The following is a 16,933-nucleotide window of genomic DNA, read 5'->3' as shown; positions in this document are numbered from 1 at the left end:
CTGCGGCCGGCTCAGTGCGCGGCGACGTCCCAGTCGGACCCGTGGCCCACCTGCACCTCGAGCGGGACGCTCAGGTCGGCGGCACCCGCCATCCGGCCGCGGACGACCGCCTCGAGCGGCTCCTCCTCGCCGGGGGCGACGTCGAAGATGAGCTCGTCGTGCACCTGGAGGAGCATCCGCGAGCCGAGCCCCTGCTCGTCGAGGTCGGCCTGCACGCCGATCATCGCCCGCTTCATGATGTCGGCGGCCGAGCCCTGGATCGGCGAGTTGAGCGCCGCCCGCTCGGCGTTGTCGCGGAGGACGCGGTTCGCGCTCTGCAGGTCGGGGAAGGGACGCCGGCGACCGAAGATCGTCTCGGTGTAGCCGGTCTCGCGGGCCTGCTCGACGACGCTGCGGAGGTAGTCGCGCACCGCGCCGAAGCGGACGAAGTAGTCGGTCATCAGCTGCTTCGCCTCGGCGCTCGAGATGCGCAGCTGCTTCGACAGGCCGAAGGCGCTCAGGCCGTAGGCGAGGCCGTACGACATCGCCTTGACCTTGTTGCGCATGGCCGAGGTGACGTCACCCGGATCGACGCCGAAGATCCGCGATCCGACGAAGCGGTGCAGGTCCTCGCCGGAGTGGAAGGCCTCGATCAGCCCGGCGTCGCCGGACAGGTGCGCCATGATCCGCATCTCGATCTGCGAGTAGTCGGCAGTGAGGAGGGTGCTCGCGTCCGCTCCGTGGACGAAGGCGGTGCGGATGCGGCGGCCCACCTCGCTGCGGACGGGGATGTTCTGCAGGTTCGGGTCGTTGGAGGAGATCCGGCCGGTGGCCGTGCCGGTCTGGTCGTAGCTGGTGTGGATCCGGCCGTCGGCGGTGACCGACTTCTCGAGCGTCTCGATGATCTGCTTGAGCTTGGTCGCGTCGCGGTGCTCGAGGAGCAGCCCGAGGAACGGGTGCGGGTGCGACTCCTGCAGGTCGGCGAGGGCGGAGGCGTCGGTGGTGTAGCCCGTCTTCGTGGCCCGGGTGCGCGGCATGTCGAGCTCCTCGAAGAGGACCTGCTGCAGCTGCTTGGGCGAGCCGAGGTTCATCTCGTGGCCGATCTCGGCGAACGCGCGGCTCGCGAGGTCGGCGGCCGAGACGGTCAGCTCGGCGCGGAGGCGCGCCAGGACGTCGGCGTCGATCGCGACGCCGGTGAGCTCCATCGTCGCGAGGACCTGGACGATCGGCAGCTCGATGTCGACGAGCACCGAGAGCATCCCCTCGCCCAGCCGCTCGCGCAGCGGAGCGACGAGCCGGTACGCGTACCAGGCCTCGGTGGCGGGCCCCATCGGCTCGACGGTGGGGACCAGCTGATTCGGGTCGCCCTGCGCCATGGTCTCGTCGAGGTGCTGCGCGACCTGCGCCGCGAGCGTGGCCGGGTGCCCGGTGGGCTGTACCAGCCAGGAGGCGACGCGGGTGTCGAACGCGAGCCCCGCGACGGGGAGTCCGGCCCTCCGCAGCGCCTTGATCTGGGGCTTCGCGTCGGCGAAGTACTTGGGGGCGGGCCCGGCCAGCCACTGCTCGAGCGCGGTGTAGTCGGGCCGCTCGGCGGCCCACGGGACGAACGCCGTCTCCTTCTCGACCGCGAGACCCACACCCTCGAGCCCGCCGGCTCCGAGCAGGACCTGCACGGCGACGGGCGCGGTGCCCTTCGCCGACACGCGGTCGAGCCAGTGCGCGAGCTCCTCGTCGACCAGGGTGCGGACGGCGGGCGCTGAGGTCGTGACCACGTCGCCCGCCAGGGCCGCGGCGGCGCCGTCGACGCCCTCCTCCGCGGCGATCGTGAGGACCCGCTCCTGCAGGGTCTTGAACTCGAGGCGGCTGAAGATCTCGCGGACCGCGTCGGGATCGATCGGACGGCGCGTCAGATCGTGCGGCCCGAGGGGGAGCTCGACGTCCGTCACCAGCCGGTTGAGGCGGCGGTTGCGGAGCGCGTTCTCCTTCTGCTCGCGCAGCTTCTCGCCGACCACGCCCTTGATCTCGTCGGCGTGGGCGATGATGTCGGCGACCGTGCCGTACTGGTTGACCCACTTCGCGGCCGTCTTGGGGCCGACCTTGTCGACGCCGGGCAGGTTGTCGCTGGTCTCGCCGACGAGCGCGGCGATCTCGGGGTACTGGTGCGGCTCGACGCCGTACTTCTCGAAGACCTTGTCGCGGTCGTAGCGGGTGAGCTGCGAGACGCCCTGGGTGGAGGGGTAGAGCAGGGTGACGTCCGGGGTCACCAGCTGGATGGTGTCGCGATCGCCCGAGACGACCAGCACGCGGAAGCCGGCCTCGGCCCCCTGGCGCGCGAGCGTCGCGAGGATGTCGTCGGCCTCGAAGTCCTCCTTCGAGACGGTCCGGATGTTCATGGCGTGCAGCGCCTCCTCGAGGAGGGGGACCTGGCCCTTGAACTCGGGCGGCGTCTCGCCGCGGGTGCCCTTGTACTCCGGGTACTCGCGGGTGCGGAACGAGTAGCGGGAGATGTCGAACGCGACGCCGAGGTGGGTCGGCTTCTCGTTCTTCAGCAGCAGGATCAGCATCGAGAGGAAGCCGTGGATGGCGTTCGTGTGCTGGCCCTCGCGGGTCTGGAAGCTGTCGACCGGGAGCGCGTAGAACGCCCGGAACGCCAGGGAATGGCCGTCGACGAGCAGGAGGGTAGGCTGTTCCGGATCTGACACAGGGCCAGACTACACAGCGCCTCCGACACCGGATCGGCCCGCTCGCGCCCGCCGGTCAGGGCCGCTCCGAGGCTCCAGCGCGAGGAGCGACGTGACCGAGCCGACCCCCACCACGACCGCCTGGATCCGCCCGCCCGCGCTCGACCTGGTCGCCGGGATCGGCCGCGGCATGGGCGAGCTCGCCGAGCGGATGGGGATCCTCTGGCACGAGCTCACCCCGCAGCACTCGGTGGCCTCGATGCCCGTCGAGGGCAACCGGCAGCCGGTCGGCATCCTGCACGGCGGCGCACACGTCGTGCTCGCCGAATCGATGGGCTCGATCGCGGCGAACGTGCACGCCGGCGCGGGCCGCCTGGCGATGGGCATCGAGCTGAACGCGAGCCACAGCCGGTCGGTCCACTCGGGCTTCGTGATCGCCACCTGCGACGCGATCCACCTGGGCTCCACCCTCACCACCCACGAGATCGTCGTGCGCGACCAGGAGGGGCGCCGCCTCTCCACCGTGCGGATCACCAACATCATCCGCGACGCCCGCTGACGGGAGCGGACGGGTCCCCCTCGCGGGAGCGGTGCGCGAGGACCGCGCCCAGGACCGCGACCTTCGTCGGGACCGCCCGCGCCTGCGAGCGACCCGAGATCGACCGGTCTGCCGCGCCGCTCGGGGACCCGGCACCGCGGCGAGCGGCACTGTCAAGCGACTCCGCGCGACTGTGCCCGGCGGCGCACGAAGGGCGACACTGATCGGATGAGCCTTCGCCAACTCCTCAAGAGCCTCCCGTCCATGCCCTCCGAGCTGCCCTCGTTCGATGCGGAGGCGGCTCCGGCCGATCCTCTCGAGCTGTTCGCGCAGTGGCTCCAGGAGGCGGGGGACGCGGGGCAGCTCCTCCCCCACGGCGCCACGCTCTCCACCGCCTCCGACGACGGCACGGTCTCGGCGCGCGTGCTTGTGCTGCGCGAGATCGACGAGGCGGGCTGGGCGTTCTCCACCCATGCCACCAGCCCCAAGGGACGCGCCATGGAGGAGAACCCGCACGCCGCGCTGACCTTCTTCTGGCCGGTCCAGGGCCGTCAGGTCCGGGTCGAGGGCCGGGTCGAGCGCGCCTCCGCGCAGGAGTCGGCCGACGACTTCCGCCGCCGCTCCGAGGCCGCTCGCACCGCCCTGCTCGTCGGACGCCAGAGCGAGCCGATGCGCAGCGCGCAGGACTTCGGCCTCGTCACGCTCCAGACCAGCGTCGCCGTGGGCTGCTCGCCCGCGACGCTCGACCGGGAGTGGGCCGTCTACCGCGTCGTGCCCGAGCGCATCGAGTTCTGGCAGGGCTCGACCGCGCCGGAGCAGGATCACACCCGTCTCGAGTACCGCCCGGGAACGAAGGAGGCGGGCGGCTCCCCGTGGGAGCGCACCCGCCTCTGGCCCTGAGGCCGTGGGCCCTCGGGCCCGGCCTCGCGCTAGGCCTTCTTCGTGCTCAGCTGCTCGATGATCGCCTGCGCGACGTCGTGCATGGTGAGCCGGCGGTCCATGGAGGCCTTCTGGATCCAGCGGAACGCCTCGGGCTCGGTGAGCCCCATCTTCTCGTTGAGCAGGCCCTTGGCGCGGTCGACGAGCTTGCGGGTCTCGAAGCGCTCGACCATGTCGGCGACCTCGGCCTCGAGGGTGAGGATCTGGGCGTACCGCGAGAGGGCGATCTCGATCGCGGGCAGCAGGTCGTTGGGCGTGAAGGGCTTCACGACGTAGGCGAGCGCTCCGGCCTCGCTGGCGCGCTCGACGAGCTCCTTCTGGCTGAAGGCGGTGAGCAGGACGACGGGCGCGATGTGCGCCTTCGAGAGGCGCTCGGCCGCCGAGATGCCGTCGAGCTGGGGCATCTTGACGTCCATGATGACGAGATCGGGGCGCAGCTCGGTGGCGAGGGCCACAGCGGTCTCTCCGTCGCCGGCCTCGCCGACGACCTCGAAGCCGTTGTCGCGGAGGATCTCCACGATGTCGAGGCGGATGAGGGATTCGTCTTCGGCGACGACGACCCGACGGGGTGCGGTCGACGAGGGTTCCTGGTCAGTCACGCCGATGAGCCTACGGTATTCTCGACGGGCTGGTGATGAGCCGGTGTGGCGGAATGGCAGACGCGGGGCACTCAAAATGCTCTGTCCGAGAGGGCTTGTGGGTTCGAGTCCCACCACCGGTACCCGCCTGGTCGCGCGGTGCGCGCCTCCGCTCGCTAGCGTCGTCGGATGAGCACCGACCCCTGGCCCCTGTTCTCGCTGGAGCTGCGCACGCCGCGGCTCGAGCTGCATCCGGTCCGCGACGCCGACCTCGGCCCTCTCGCCGAGGCAGCCCTCGCGGGCGTGCACGAGAGCGGCCGCTCGCCGTTCCCCTCCCCCTGGGCCGAGGCGCCGGCGGAGCGCCTGCCCGGCGAGCTCGCCCGCTTCCACTGGTCGCAGCGCGCGCAGACGACGCGGGAGTCGTGGCGCGTCGCGTTCGCCGTGGTCGAGGACGGCCGGGTCGTCGGCTGCCAGGACGTGGTCGCCGAGTCCTTCGCCACCACCCGCACCCTGACCTCGGGCTCGTGGCTCACCCGCTCGGCGCAGGGCCGCGGCCTCGGGCAGGAGATGCGCGCCGCCGTCCTCCTCCTCGCCTTCGACCACCTCGGAGCCGAGGTCGCCGAGAGCGCCGCCCTCGCCTGGAACACCCGCTCGATCCGGGTCTCGGAGGCCCTCGGCTACCGGCCGAACGGGACGCACCGGATCGTCGGTCCGGACGGTATGTCGGTCGAGGAGCTGCGGTTCCGCGTCACACCGGAGACCCTGGTGCGGCCGGAATGGACGCTGGATGCCTCGGGGGTCGACGCCGCACGAGCGGTCCTCGTCCAGGATCCGCTCGGTCCGCCCTCCCCCGTCTGATTCACCAGAACATCGTGCCCGGCGAGCCCTTGAACGGACCGACCACGCGCGAGGTGATCCAGCCGCCGTAGAAGTCGCCCGGCTGCGGCTGGACCGCCTCGCCGTCGACCGTGCAGGAGTCCATCCGGCCGGGGTAGAGGGCGACGGTGTCGACGAGGGCCTCGAAGCCGGCCATCGGCTCGGGGTACGTCCAGCCCGCCGCCTCCGCGACCGCTCCTCCTCCCCCGCGCACGGTCAGGTAGGAGGCCGCGCCCTTGAACTCGCAGATGCTGCGGCCGGGCGCGGGCTCGAGCGCCCCGGGCGCGAACGAGGACACGGGGAGGTAGTAGACGGGAGGGTGGCTCGTCTCGAGGACGCGGAGAGCGTCGCGGGACTCGGCGACGACGACGCCGCCCAGCCGCACGACCACGTGCTCGGTGGTGGTCTCGACCCTCGGGGGTCGCGGGTAGTCCCAGACGGATTCCTGGCCCTCGGCGGGCGGCACGCGCTTCATCCCGCTCACGCTACGCGGCGGCAAGCGGTGCTCCGGCGCCTCCCAGAGGATGCCCGGGCGGACGCCGCGGCCCCGCGGATCGCCGCCGCCGGGACGCGCGGGGGCCCCGGTCGCGTAACGTCGTCCCTGCGGCGGAACCCCGAGCCCGCGCGCAGAAGGAATCCAGAGTGCCCACCGAATGCATCCACGGCCTCGACATCGCGCTCTGCGACGTCTGCACCCCGAAGAAGCTCCCCGAGCAGGTCGGCCGTGCCACCCGCGCCCCCGCGCGCGTGCCCGGGACCTCCCGTGCGGCCACCGCCCGTGCCGCCGCCCGCGGCACGGCGCGCGAGAAGCCCCTGCCGAAGGTCGACATCGCCGCGCAGCGGATCTACCACGTCACCCACCTCGACAACCTCGAGGCGATCGTCGCCGCCGGCGCGATCCTGGCGGACCAGCAGCTCCAGGAGCGCCCCGCGATCGACGTCAGCGCCGAGACCACCCGCGAGCACCGCCGTGCCGTGCAGGTGAAGGACGGCGTCAGCGTCGCCGGCTTCGTGCCCTTCTTCCTCTCCCCCGACGCCGCCCTCTGGGCCGACCTGCGCGGCGAGCGGGTCGCTCCGCACTGGTCGCCGAGCGCCCACGAGACCACCGCTTCGCAGTACGTCGTCCTGGTGGGCTCGCTCGCCTCAGCCCCGGTGCTGAGCGACGGCGACGCCTCCCACGTCCTCACGCGCTTCACCGAGGGCGATGCGCTCGTGCGCACCTTCGCGCGCCTCCTGGTCGACGAGCCGGCCCTGCGCAGCGCCGAGGCGCTCGTGCCCGAGCGCTTCCCGCTCGAGGGCGTCGCGACGGTCGGCGTGGCGTCGGTCGCCGCCCGCAACCGCGTCAAGGCTCTCTTCGAGGGGATCGACGCCTCTCCCCGCGTCGCCGTCTACCCGCCGTGGTTCCACCCGGTGGCCGAGGAGGAGTGACCCGGCGCTAGTCGGCCTCGAGGAGGTCGAGGCGGTCGGCCAGGTACCGGCGCAGCGGCATCAGTCCCTGCTCTCCCAGACCGGGCGCCCAGCGCACGAGCACCTCGGAGTCGCGCAGTGCCAGCGGCTCCTGGCCCGACTCGAGCGCTGCGGCGTCCAGCGCGAGGCGCCGCCAGCCGTAGTTGACGATCTCGCCCTCCTGGAACGGACCGTCGAAGGCGGCGCGCCGGATCTCGCGGCGCACCTCCTGCGACTCGGACTGGTTGTTGGCGTGCAGCGGAGCGACGGCACGAGTGACCGAGCCCGTCGCGAGGAGCTCGCCCTCGCGTCCGAGGAGCACCACGCCGAGGCGCCACGCGCGGGTCACCGGCGCCATCACCGGCTTGCGGCGGAAGCCGAGGATCGCGCGCGGCGTCCGCAGCTCGGCGACGGCCTGGTCGGCGATGCCGCGGGCGTCGAGCTCGGCGGAGACCTCGCGCAGGAGCGCGGCCAGATCGGCGGCGGCCTGCTCGGCCCCGGGTGCTGCGGGCATCGCTCCTCCTCGGCTCGTCCCGCCAGCCTACGGGCGCGGTGTGCACCGGCCACCCCGCTCCGCACCGCTAGCATCGCCTGACGACACCGAGGAGGACGAGCGATGCGCGTCATCATGATGGGCCCGCCCGGCGTGGGCAAGGGCACCCAGGCGGCCGTGCTGTCGCGCGAGCTGGGGGTGCCGGCGATCTCCACCGGCGATCTGTTCCGCGCGCACGTCGCCGACGGCACCGACCTCGGACGGCGTCTGCGGGCGCTTGTGGAGGCCGGCGAGTACGTGCCGGACGAGCTGACGAACGCCCTGGTCGCCGAGCGCATCGCCGAGGAGGACGCCCGGGACGGGTTCATCCTCGACGGCTACCCGCGCACGCTCGCCCAGGTGGACGCGCTGGCGGAGCTCCTCGAGGAGCGGGGCACGCCGCTCTCGTGCGTCGTGCTGCTGACGGCCGACGCGGACGTGGTCCTCGAGCGGCTGCACGTGCGGGCGCAGGAGCAGGACCGCGCCGACGACGACCCCGAGGTGGTGCGGAACCGGATCGAGGTCTACGAGCGCGAGACGGCTCCTCTGGCGGAGGTCTACGACGAGCGCGAGCTCCTGGTGCGGATCGACGGCTCCGCCTCGCAGGACGAGGTCGCCGCGAGGATCATCGCGGCGTGCCGGCCCGAGTGAGCCGGCCCGCCGCGACGCGGGGTCAGATCGCCGAGGCGAGGACCTCGTCGAGCTTGGCCGAGGCCTCCTCGTCGGTGCCCTTCAGGGCGAGCGAGAGCTCCGACACGAGGATCTGACGCGCCTTGAGGAGCATCCGCTTCTCGCCGGCCGAGACGCCGCCCGCCTGCTCGCGGCGCCACAGGTCGCGGACGACCTCGCTGACGCGATACACGCTGCCGCTGGCCATCTTCTCCTGGTTGGCCTTGAAGCGGCGGGACCAGTTGCTGGCCTCCTCCGCGACGTCGCTGCGCAGGACGTCGTAGACCGCCTGGACTCCGGCGTCGTCGATGATCTCGCGGACGCCGACGAGCTCGGCGTTCTCGACGGGGAGGGTGATGGTGAGCTCGCTGGTGTGCACGTTCATCGTCATGAACGTCTTCTCGACGCCCTTGACCGAGCGCTTCTCGAGCCCGGTGATCGTCACCGCTCCGTGGTGCGGGTAGACCAGGGTCTCGCCGACCTCGAATGTCATCATGTCGTGCCTTTCGTCGTGGGGCGTGGTGGGAGTGAGGAGTCCAGGGGGCGCAGCGGCGCCGCGGCGAGCCAGGCCGGGAGCAGCGCGACGAGGTGCTCGACCAGCTCCTCGTCGGTGCCGTCGAGGGAGCCGGCGAGCCAGGCGCCGACCACGGAGAGGACGCCGCCGGCCGCGAAGACCGCGGTGAGCTCGGGGTCGACCGCTGCGGGGACGTCGACCCGGGCGAGCACCTCGCGGTGCAGGGCGAGCGCCGTGTCGAGCACGGCGTCGTCGGAGGCGACCCGGGCGGAGGCCCGCGCGCGGAGCCGGGCATGGAAGGCGTGGCGGTCGACCAGCCGCTCGACGAGCCGCGAGTAGCCGCGCTGCAGGGCGTCGGCTCCGGAGCGGTCGGCGGGATCGCCCTCGGCGACGTCGGCGACCACGAGGTCCTGGCGGAGCAGCGCGGAGGCGACTCCCGCCGCGTCGTCGAAGTGGGCGTAGAACGAGCTGCGGCTGATCCCGGCCTCGCGCACGATGTCGCTCACCGCGATGCCCTCGGCCCTCTCGCCGTCGCTCTGCATGACCAGCCGCTCGACCGCGTCGAACACGCGGCGGCGGGTGCGCCGGGCTCGCGGATCAGCGGAGCCGAGCGCCGAGGGGGACTCCGCCGCGGGCACGGAGGCGAGGCGGGCGGGAGTCATCGACGTCAGTCTACCACTTCCCGGACAGGTGTACGGGAAGAGCGTCAGGCGCCGGTGCGAACCTGGTCGAGGCCGGCGATGCGGTCGATCGCGGCCTGCTCGCTCGGCGAGACCCGGCCGAGATACCGGCCCAGGAACACGAACAGCAGGCGGTTCGCCGTGATCGCGGGCCACCACGGGCGCCGGAGGCCCAGGAGCCTCCGCACCTCGGGGCTGAGCGAGGCGACCGCGCCGGCGAACAGCAGCGGGTAGACCACGCCCGCCTCGCCCGGCAGCCGGATGTCGCGGAGGAACCCGACCGCCTCCTGCACGCGTGCGTCGGGCTTGAGCTCGCCCGCGAATCCGGCGAGCTGCGCGCGGAGCTCCGCGACGCTCTCGGGCGGATCCTGCACTCCGAGCAGCCGGCCGGAGGCGGCCCACTCGCGCACGTAGGCGTCGGGGCCGCCGGGGATCCGTCCGCCCCAGATCTCGTGGGCGCCGAGGAACGCGTCGGTGAAGGCGTCGTGCACCCAGAGCAGCAGGCGGGGGTCCTGCGCCGAGTAGGAGCGCTCGCGCCCGCCGGCGTCCTCGTAGGAGCCGACGATCCGCTCGTGCACGCCGGTCACCCAGCGCGCCGCTCCGCTCGCCGCGGCGGTGTCGCCGAAGCTGGTGGTCAGGACCCAGCGGACCGTGTTGTCGAGCCGGCCCATCGGGTCCTCGCGGTAGCGGGAGTGGTCGTGGACACCGGCCATCGCTCCGGCGTGGAGGGTCTGCATGAGCAGAGCCCGCACTCCGGCGATCATCGTGGGCAGGCCGCCGTTGACCGCCCAGACCGCGCTGCCCGGTCCGAAGAGCCCGGCGTCGTCGCCCTTCTCGAGGGCCACGATCCAGTCGGCGCGGGGGCGGGGGCGGCGGCGTCTCATCCGCTCAGTGTGCGCTCGGATCCTGGGCCGCGCCTGGCCGTTCTGTCACCCTTCGTGGGGCCGTGGTCACTCGGCCAGCAGTTCGCGGACGTCGTCGGCCGACAGCGCCCGGGCGAAGAGCTCGCCCTCGTCGAGCACCGCCGTGCTGAGGCGGCCCTTGCGCTCCTGGAGGCGCACGATCTTCTCCTCGATCGTGTCCGTCGCCACCAGCCGGTACACGTTCACCCGCCGGTCCTGGCCGATGCGGTGCGCGCGGTCGACGGCCTGCGCCTCGGCCGCCGGGTTCCACCACGGGTCGAGGATGAAGACGTGGTCGGCCTCGGTGAGCGTGAGTCCGGTGCCGCCCGCCTTGAGGCTGATCAGGAAGACGGGCGCGGCTCCCGAGCGGAACTCCTCGATCACGCCCGCACGGTCCCGCGTGGAGCCGTCGAGCTGCACGAAGGGGATGCCGCGCCGGCGCAGTCGCTCCCCCGCCCGCTCCAGGTACGAGGTGAAGGTGCTGAAGACGAGCGCCCGGCGGCCCTCCGCGATCACGTCGTCGAGCTGCTCGACGAGCACGTCGAGCTTCGCGGACGGGACGTGCCGGTAGGCCGGGTCGACCAGGGACGCGTCGAGCGCGAGCAGGCGCAGGAGGGTGAGCGATCGGAACACCGTGAAGCGCTGCCGGTCGAGGTCGTCGACCAGACCCAGGAGCTTCCGCCGCTCGCGCTGGAGGTAGCCGTCGTAGAGCACCCGGTGGGCGGGGGTCAGCGCGACCTCGATCGTCTGCTCCTGCTTCTCGGGGAGCTCCGGCGCCACCGCCTCCTTGGTGCGGCGGAGCAGGAACGGACGCAGTCGTCGGCGCAGTCTCTCGAGGCGGCGGCGCGCGCCCTCGGTGTGGCTGACGGTCCGTCCCTCGGACAGATCGGGCGAGGCGATGCCGACGGGCGCCTCCGCGTGCAGGATCGGCCGGGTGTACTCCTCGCGGAAGCGGCGCAGCGGCGGCAGGAGCCCGGGCGCCACCAGGGCGAGGACCGCCCAGAGCTCGTCGAGCGAGTTCTCCAGCGGTGTGCCGGTGAGCGCGAGCGTGACGGGCGCGCCGACCCCGCGGGCGGCCCGGTGCGTCTGCGAGGCGGGGTTCTTGACGAACTGGGCCTCGTCGAGGATCAGCGCCGACCACGTCCTCGACGCCCAGCGCTCGCCGCCGAGGCGCAGGACCGCGTAGCTGGTGAGGACCACGTCCGCGTCGGCCGGGATCGCGTCGAGCGCGCCCTCCCGCGAGCTCGCGACGACGTGGACGCGCAGGGCGGGCGCGAAGCGCTCGGCCTCCGAGCGCCAGCCCGGCACGACCGAGGTGGGGGCGACCACGAGGAACGGCGCGCGGCGGATCCCGGCGCGGCCCGCCTCCTCGACCGCGTCGAGCATCATGGCCAGCGCCTGCAGGGTCTTGCCGAGACCCATGTCGTCGGCCAGGATCCCGCCGAGCCCGTGACGGAGGCGGTGCACGAGCCAGGCGTAGCCCGCCCGCTGGTACGGACGCAGCCGGGCGGTCAGGCCCTCCGGTGGCTCCACGTCCTCCGGCGACCCGGCGGCCAGCGCGGAGTCGAGCACGGCGCGCCACGCGTCGGAGGGGACGCTCTCGTCGGCGAGCTCCTCCAGCTCGTTCCACAGCCCGGTCTGGTGCCGGCCGAGCCGCGGTCCCGTCTCCCACTCCGCGAGCTCGTCCGCCCGGGTCAGCAGCTCCCGGAGCCGGTCGAGGCCGGGGTGCGCGAGCGAGAGGTAGGAGTGATCGACCAGGCGGATGCGGTCGCCGCCCGCCGCCAGAGCGCGGAAGAGGGGCAGGAACGGCACGGTCGCGTCGCCGATCGTCACGACGACGCCGAGGTCGAACCAGTCGGCGCTCTCGGTGTCGACCGCGGAGATCGTGAGCGTGAGCGGTCCGGTCAGCAGGCGGTAGTCCGGGGCCGCGCCCTCGCGCTCGATCCGGACCCCGCCGATCCCCTCCAGCTGCGGGAGCTGCTCCACCACGAACACCGCCGCCTCGGCTCCGCGCAGGACCGCGCTCGTCCCCGGCTCCGGCACGAGAGCGGACCCGGCCTCGCCGAGCACCGAGCGCACCCGGCGGAGCACCGCGCGCTCGAGAGCCGCGTCGGCCGTGCCGTCGAGCTCGCCCGCGCGATCGGGCGCGCGGCGCCAGTGCCAGCCCACTCCGACGGCTCGCCGCGGCTCGAACGAGACCGTGCAGACCAGGCGCGGAGGCTCCGGATCGTCCAGGACGAGATCGACGCCCTCCTCGCGGACCGCGACGCGGCCGCGGAGGGCGGGGAGGTGCTCGCCGACGAACTCGAGCACGTCCTCCGCCGGGACCTCCGTCTCCCCGGGGTGGTCGAGGAGCCGCAGCTCCTCGTCGTCGAAGGGCAGGGACGCGGGCGCGAGCAGGAGCGAGGACGGATCGCCGCCCTCGACCGCGTAGACGCCGTGCCGGGCGACCGGACGCGCGGACTCCGGTAAGTGCTCCGCGCCGTCGATCCGCAGGACGGGCCGCAGCCGCAGGCCTCCCGCCTCCGCCGAGACCGTCACCGCCACATGGGCGGGACCGGCGAGGCGGACCGCGCCCTTCTCCGGGGCGAGCAGCGGGATCCCGACGGCCTGCGCCTGCTCGAGCAGCCGCCAGAGCAGCGGGCTCTCGTAGTCGTCGAGGTGGATCCAGTCGGGGTCCTGCCCCAGGTGGACGGTGCGCGTGGCGCGGTGCAGGGCCGCGAACTCGGCGAACCAGCGCTGGTGAGCGGGGTCGAGCGAGAGCCGGTGGGTCTGGAAGTTCAGCGACTTCCAGGTGAGGGTGGTGCGGTTCCAGGCGCCCCCGCGCCCGCGGACGACGGGGCGGGTGGCCAGACGGTGGTCGCGGCGCTCGGCGGCGTCGTAGGTCTTCGCCGTGACGCGCTCGCTCGCCGGCGCCCGCCAGGGATCGTCGGCCCGGCGCACCAGCCGGCGCAGCTCGAACTGCAGCCCGATCGGAGTGAGGACGGGCGGCGACTCGGCCTCGGCGGGTCCGCTGAGCTCGCCGACGCGGGCGCGCCAGGAGGAAGGGGTCGACTCGGGAGGCACCGCCCCATGCTGCCACGCGCCGCCGACACCCCCGCCCGCACCGCGTGACGGGCAGAATCGGAGGATGACCAGCAGCGACTCCCCCGCGCCCACCGTCCTCACCCTCGGCAGCGAGAGCCTGCGCCTCGCCTTGACGACCGCCGGGGCCGAGATGACGTCCCTCCGCGACGACGAGGGCCGCGAGTACCTGTGGCAGGCCGGCCCGGAGTGGCGCCGGCACGCTCCCGTCCTGTTCCCGATCATCGGCCGCCTCCCCGGCGACACGCTGCACCACGACGGCGCGGACCACCGGATGGGGCAGCACGGCTTCGCGCGGGACCGGGTCTTCGAGCTCGCGGGCGTCTCGGCGGACGAGGCGGTGTTCCGGCTCCGGAGCGACGACGCCACGCGCGCGGTGTTCCCCTTCGACTGGACGCTCCTCATCGCCTACGCCGTGACCGGCGCCTCGCTCCGGATCACCCAGACCGTCGAGAACAGGGGTCCCTCTCCGCTGGGCTTCTCGCTCGGGAACCACCCGGCCTTCGCGCTGCCGCTGCCCGAGGGCCGCGGCGAGCACCGCATCCGCTTCGCGCAGCCCGAGCCGGAGGGGTACCGCCGCGCTCCGGAGAACCTGCTGCTCGAGGCGCGCCACCCGGCGCCGCTCGAGGACGGGGTCCTGACAGTGGACGACGCGCACTTCGAGGAGGGCGTGGTGATCTTCGACGAGCCGCGCCGGCGGACCCTCCGGCTCGAGGCCGACGGCGCCGCCCGCGCGATCGTCGTCGACACCGGGGACTTCGACGTGGTCGGCGTGTGGAAGCCCGTCGGGGCCCCGTTCGTCTGCCTCGAGCCGTGGCGGAGCGTCCCGACCCCCGAGGGCTGGGACGGCGACATCGTCGACAAGCCGCGCCAGATCGTCCTCGAGCCGGGCGGCCGGCGGTCGCTGTCCTACAGCATCGCGCTGAGCTGAACGTCCGCACGCTGGATCTGCGCGTCGAGCAGCTCGAAGCGGCGGATGATCAGCCCCTCGCGGGTGGCCCAGGGGCAGATCACCAGCGTCTCGATGCCGAGGGCGTCCATGGCCGCCTCCGCGACGAGAGCGCCCGCGAGCAGCTGCGGAGCCCGCAGAGCGGAGACGCCGGGCAGCGCTGAGCGATCGGCCGCGCTGATCGCGGCGAGGCGGGCGGACCACAGCCGGAGGTCGACCAGGTGCAGCTCGCGGCGCACCAGCGGACCGGCGGCGCTCGGAGCGGCGCCGGTGATCCGCGCCAGAGACCGGAAGGTCTTCGACGTGCCTGCGACCAGGTCGGGGCGCCCCAGGGCGAGGAAGCCGCGGACGGGCTCCGCGAGCACCTCGCGGGCGTGACGCCGGGCGGCCTTCACGCTCGTGGCCGAAGCGGGATCGCCGACCAGCAGGTCCCGCGTCACCCGCCCCGCTCCGAGCGGGACCGACACGGCGAGCTCGGGCACCTCGTCCACGCCCATCGAGAGCTCGAACGAGCCGCCGCCGATGTCGAGGTCCAGGATCGAGCCCGCGCCCCAGCCGAACCAGCGGCGCACGGCGAGGAAGGTGGCCGACGCCTCCGCCTCGCCGCCGAGCTCCTGGAGGTGCACGCCCGTCTCGGCGCGGACCCGGTCGAGGACCGCCGCGCCGTTGCCGGCCTCGCGGATCGCCGAGGTCGCGAACGCCAGCAGGTCCTCCGCGCGGTGCTCGCGGGCGACCTCGGCGGCCTCGGTCACGAACGCGATCAGCTCGCGCTGGCCACGCTCGGTGATCTCCCCCGCCTCGTCGAGGTGCGCCACGAGAGCGAGGCTCCGCTTGTGCGAGCGGTAGGGCACCGGGCGGGCGCCGGGGTGCGCGTCGACGAGGAGCAGGTGGACCGTGTTGGAGCCGATGTCGAGCACGCCGAGTCGCATGGGTCCACGGTATCCGCCCGCGGAGGCGCGTCCTGCCACGCGGACCGCCGGGGAACGCCGGAGGGCCCGGCCGCTCGCGCGACCGGGCCCTCCGGGGGTGCTGGACTCAGTGGTCCCAGTTCTCGGCCCTGTCGGCCGAGCTGGACGAGCCGACGATGTGCACCCGCATGTCGTTCGTCGTGCCGGCGCGCCCGGGGGGCGATCCGGAGACGACGACCACGGTCTCGCCCGCCTGGGCGAGGCCCTCGCGGAGCAGCACCGCGTCCACCTGCGCGAACATCGCGTCGGTGTGGTTGACGCGCGGCGTGACGAAGGACTGGACGCCCCAGTTCAGCGCCATGCGGCGCCGGACGGCGGGCTCGGGGGTGAAGCCGATGATCGGGATGCCGTGGCGCAGGCGCGTCATGCGGCGGACCGAGTCGCCCGACTCGGTGAACACGCAGAGGAACTTCGCCTCGACGAACTCGGCGACCTCGGCGGCGGCCAGCGTGACGGATCCGCCCTGGGTGCGGGGCTTGCTCCCCAGCGGGGGGATGCGCTCCAGGCCGTGCTCCTCGGTGGACTCGACGATGCGGGCCATGGTCTGCACGGTGACGACGGGCCAGGCTCCGACGCTGGTCTCGCCCGAGAGCATGACCGCGTCCGCGCCGTCGAGGATGGCGTTCGCGACGTCCGAGGCCTCGGCCCGGGTGGGGCGGGGGCTCTCGATCATCGACTCGAGCATCTGGGTCGCGACGATGACCGGCTTCGCCCAGCGGCGGGCGAGCTCGACGGCGTGCTTCTGCACGATCGGCACCGCCTCGAGGGGCAGCTCGACGCCGAGGTCGCCGCGGGCGACCATGATGCCGTCGAAGACGTCGATGATCTCCTGCAGGTTGTCGACCGCCTGCGGCTTCTCGATCTTGGCGATGACGGGAGCCTTGCGGCCCTCCTCCGCCATGATCTCGTGCACGCGCTCGATATCGCTGGCGTTGCGCACGAAGGAGAGGGCGATGATGTCGGCGCCGAGGCGGATCGCCCAGCGGAGGTCGTCCTCGTCCTTCTGGGAGAGGGCGGGGACGTTGACCGCGACACCGGGCAGGTTGATGCCCTTGTTGTTCGAGACGTTGCCGGGGACGACGACCTCGGTGACGACCCGGGGGCCCTCGACGGCGGTGACGCGGACAGCGACCTTGCCGTCGTCGATGAGGAGCATGTCGCCCGGGTTCACGTCGTCCGGGAGGCCCTTGAACGTGGTGCCCGAGAGCTCGCGCGTGCCGAGGACGTCCTCGGTGGTGATGGTGAAGACGTCGCCCTCGGCGAGAGCGTACGGGCCGCCCTCGAACTTGCCGAGTCGGATCTTCGGACCCTGGAGGTCGACGAGGATCGCGACCGCGCGCCCGGCGTCGTCCGCGGCCTTCCGCACGATGCGGTAGATGCCTTCGTGGACGTCGTAGCTTCCGTGACTGAGGTTCATGCGGGCCACGTCCACGCCGGCGTCGATGATCGCACGAATGGTCTCGTACGACGACGTTGCCGGGCCGAGGGTGGCGACGATTTTCGCTCGTCTCATTGAGGGGGTGCTCCGTTGTTCTGCGCCCGGAGGCGCGTCGTTAGCGGGGAGGGTGAGCTGATTGCTGGCGGGCCGAGACTATCGC

At 73.2% G+C, this 16,933-nt stretch carries 16 protein-coding genes and 1 tRNA gene; 7 read left to right on the top strand and 10 right to left on the bottom strand.

Annotation, left to right across the window (positions count from 1 at the left end; genetic code table 11):
* Positions 1-11 precede the first annotated feature (11 nt).
* Positions 12-2,681, bottom strand: coding sequence for a DNA polymerase I (gene polA, locus GSU40_RS07530; RefSeq protein ID WP_104347762.1), 2,670 nt, complete (start codon positions 2,679-2,681; stop codon positions 12-14).
* Positions 2,682-2,850: 169 nt separating this feature from the next.
* Between polA and GSU40_RS07525 the strand changes: the two genes are divergently transcribed.
* Positions 2,851-3,219 carry a hotdog fold thioesterase gene (locus GSU40_RS07525; protein ID WP_104222132.1) on the top strand — a complete coding sequence of 123 codons (369 nt, stop codon included), beginning with the start codon at positions 2,851-2,853 and terminating at the stop codon, positions 3,217-3,219.
* A gap of 207 nt (positions 3,220-3,426) precedes the next feature.
* Positions 3,427-4,098, top strand: coding sequence for a pyridoxal 5'-phosphate synthase (locus GSU40_RS07520; RefSeq protein ID WP_160034292.1), 672 nt, complete (start codon positions 3,427-3,429; stop codon positions 4,096-4,098).
* 29 nt (positions 4,099-4,127) lie between these two features.
* On the opposite strand, the gene GSU40_RS07515 is transcribed toward GSU40_RS07520, so the two are convergent.
* Positions 4,128-4,736 (bottom strand): response regulator, encoded by a 609-nt coding sequence (locus GSU40_RS07515; protein ID WP_104221889.1) that lies wholly within the window; start codon positions 4,734-4,736, stop codon positions 4,128-4,130.
* A gap of 39 nt (positions 4,737-4,775) precedes the next feature.
* Between GSU40_RS07515 and GSU40_RS07510 the strand changes: the two genes are divergently transcribed.
* Positions 4,776-4,858 (top strand) — tRNA-Leu (locus GSU40_RS07510).
* 46 nt (positions 4,859-4,904) lie between these two features.
* On the top strand, positions 4,905-5,573 hold the full coding sequence (locus tag GSU40_RS07505) for a GNAT family protein (RefSeq protein WP_160034290.1): 669 nt from the start codon (positions 4,905-4,907) through the stop codon (positions 5,571-5,573).
* Between the two features lies 1 nt (position 5,574).
* Here the strand turns inward: GSU40_RS07505 and GSU40_RS07500 are convergent, their stop codons facing one another.
* Positions 5,575-6,066, bottom strand: a complete 492-nt coding sequence (locus tag GSU40_RS07500; RefSeq protein WP_104221885.1) for a DUF427 domain-containing protein — start codon at positions 6,064-6,066, stop codon at positions 5,575-5,577.
* 167 nt (positions 6,067-6,233) lie between these two features.
* On the opposite strand from GSU40_RS07500, the gene GSU40_RS07495 reads away from it, so the two are divergent.
* Positions 6,234-7,019 (top strand): DarT ssDNA thymidine ADP-ribosyltransferase family protein, encoded by a 786-nt coding sequence (locus GSU40_RS07495; RefSeq protein WP_104221883.1) that lies wholly within the window; start codon positions 6,234-6,236, stop codon positions 7,017-7,019.
* A gap of 7 nt (positions 7,020-7,026) precedes the next feature.
* Here the strand turns inward: GSU40_RS07495 and GSU40_RS07490 are convergent, their stop codons facing one another.
* A complete protein-coding gene (locus GSU40_RS07490; protein WP_160034288.1) occupies positions 7,027-7,551 on the bottom strand; it encodes a hypothetical protein in 525 nt (174 codons plus the stop codon).
* Positions 7,552-7,653: 102 nt separating this feature from the next.
* On the opposite strand from GSU40_RS07490, the gene GSU40_RS07485 reads away from it, so the two are divergent.
* A complete protein-coding gene (locus GSU40_RS07485) occupies positions 7,654-8,220 on the top strand; it encodes an adenylate kinase (protein WP_104221879.1) in 567 nt (188 codons plus the stop codon).
* A gap of 22 nt (positions 8,221-8,242) precedes the next feature.
* Here the strand turns inward: GSU40_RS07485 and GSU40_RS07480 are convergent, their stop codons facing one another.
* The 4 genes from GSU40_RS07480 to GSU40_RS07465 all read right to left on the bottom strand — a co-directional run bounded on the left by GSU40_RS07480 (position 8,243) and on the right by GSU40_RS07465 (position 13,400).
* Positions 8,243-8,731 carry a CarD family transcriptional regulator gene (locus GSU40_RS07480; protein WP_068257183.1) on the bottom strand — a complete coding sequence of 163 codons (489 nt, stop codon included), beginning with the start codon at positions 8,729-8,731 and terminating at the stop codon, positions 8,243-8,245.
* A complete protein-coding gene (locus tag GSU40_RS07475) occupies positions 8,731-9,414 on the bottom strand; it encodes a TetR/AcrR family transcriptional regulator (protein ID WP_104221877.1) in 684 nt (227 codons plus the stop codon). The genes GSU40_RS07480 and GSU40_RS07475 overlap by 1 nt, the downstream gene beginning before the upstream one ends.
* Before the next feature lie 44 nt (positions 9,415-9,458).
* Positions 9,459-10,316, bottom strand: coding sequence for an oxygenase MpaB family protein (locus GSU40_RS07470; RefSeq protein WP_160034286.1), 858 nt, complete (start codon positions 10,314-10,316; stop codon positions 9,459-9,461).
* 66 nt (positions 10,317-10,382) lie between these two features.
* Positions 10,383-13,400, bottom strand: a complete 3,018-nt coding sequence (locus tag GSU40_RS07465) for a DEAD/DEAH box helicase (RefSeq protein ID WP_160034284.1) — start codon at positions 13,398-13,400, stop codon at positions 10,383-10,385.
* Between the two features lie 64 nt (positions 13,401-13,464).
* Between GSU40_RS07465 and GSU40_RS07460 the strand changes: the two genes are divergently transcribed.
* A complete protein-coding gene (locus GSU40_RS07460; RefSeq protein WP_160034282.1) occupies positions 13,465-14,349 on the top strand; it encodes an aldose 1-epimerase family protein in 885 nt (294 codons plus the stop codon).
* Here GSU40_RS07460 and GSU40_RS07455 read toward each other — a convergent pair.
* The gene (locus GSU40_RS07455) at positions 14,328-15,296 is read right to left on the bottom strand and encodes an exopolyphosphatase (protein ID WP_104225306.1); all 969 of its coding nucleotides are present in this window, start codon (positions 15,294-15,296) and stop codon (positions 14,328-14,330) included. The two genes, GSU40_RS07460 and GSU40_RS07455, sit on opposite strands and share 22 nt — an antisense overlap.
* Before the next feature lie 106 nt (positions 15,297-15,402).
* On the bottom strand, positions 15,403-16,848 hold the full coding sequence (gene pyk, locus GSU40_RS07450; protein WP_104221869.1) for a pyruvate kinase: 1,446 nt from the start codon (positions 16,846-16,848) through the stop codon (positions 15,403-15,405).
* Positions 16,849-16,933: the final 85 nt, after the last annotated feature.

It is taken from the genome of Rathayibacter sp. VKM Ac-2805 (assembly GCF_009834265.1).
Classification (GTDB): Bacteria; Actinomycetota; Actinomycetes; order Actinomycetales; family Microbacteriaceae; genus Rathayibacter.
Note: the sequence above shows the minus strand (reverse complement) of the source record. Positions and strands in the feature narration are given on the sequence as shown.

Excerpts from the sequence above, each read along its gene's own strand:
- GSU40_RS07520 (WP_160034292.1), top strand. The coding sequence starts at position 3,427 with ATGAGCCTTCGCCAACTCCTCAAGAGCCTCCCGTCCATGCCCTCCGAG.
- GSU40_RS07500 (WP_104221885.1), bottom strand. The coding sequence starts at position 6,066 with ATGAAGCGCGTGCCGCCCGCCGAGGGCCAGGAATCCGTCTGGGACTAC.
- GSU40_RS07525 (WP_104222132.1), top strand. The coding sequence starts at position 2,851 with ATGGGCGAGCTCGCCGAGCGGATGGGGATCCTCTGGCACGAGCTCACC.
- GSU40_RS07485 (WP_104221879.1), top strand. The coding sequence starts at position 7,654 with ATGCGCGTCATCATGATGGGCCCGCCCGGCGTGGGCAAGGGCACCCAG.
- GSU40_RS07460 (WP_160034282.1), top strand. The coding sequence starts at position 13,465 with ATGACCAGCAGCGACTCCCCCGCGCCCACCGTCCTCACCCTCGGCAGC.
- GSU40_RS07480 (WP_068257183.1), bottom strand. The coding sequence starts at position 8,731 with ATGACATTCGAGGTCGGCGAGACCCTGGTCTACCCGCACCACGGAGCG.
- GSU40_RS07490 (WP_160034288.1), bottom strand. The coding sequence starts at position 7,551 with ATGCCCGCAGCACCCGGGGCCGAGCAGGCCGCCGCCGATCTGGCCGCG.
- GSU40_RS07470 (WP_160034286.1), bottom strand. The coding sequence starts at position 10,316 with ATGAGACGCCGCCGCCCCCGCCCCCGCGCCGACTGGATCGTGGCCCTC.
- pyk (WP_104221869.1), bottom strand. The coding sequence starts at position 16,848 with ATGAGACGAGCGAAAATCGTCGCCACCCTCGGCCCGGCAACGTCGTCG.
- GSU40_RS07475 (WP_104221877.1), bottom strand. The coding sequence starts at position 9,414 with ATGACTCCCGCCCGCCTCGCCTCCGTGCCCGCGGCGGAGTCCCCCTCG.
- GSU40_RS07505 (WP_160034290.1), top strand. The coding sequence starts at position 4,905 with ATGAGCACCGACCCCTGGCCCCTGTTCTCGCTGGAGCTGCGCACGCCG.
- GSU40_RS07455 (WP_104225306.1), bottom strand. The coding sequence starts at position 15,296 with ATGCGACTCGGCGTGCTCGACATCGGCTCCAACACGGTCCACCTGCTC.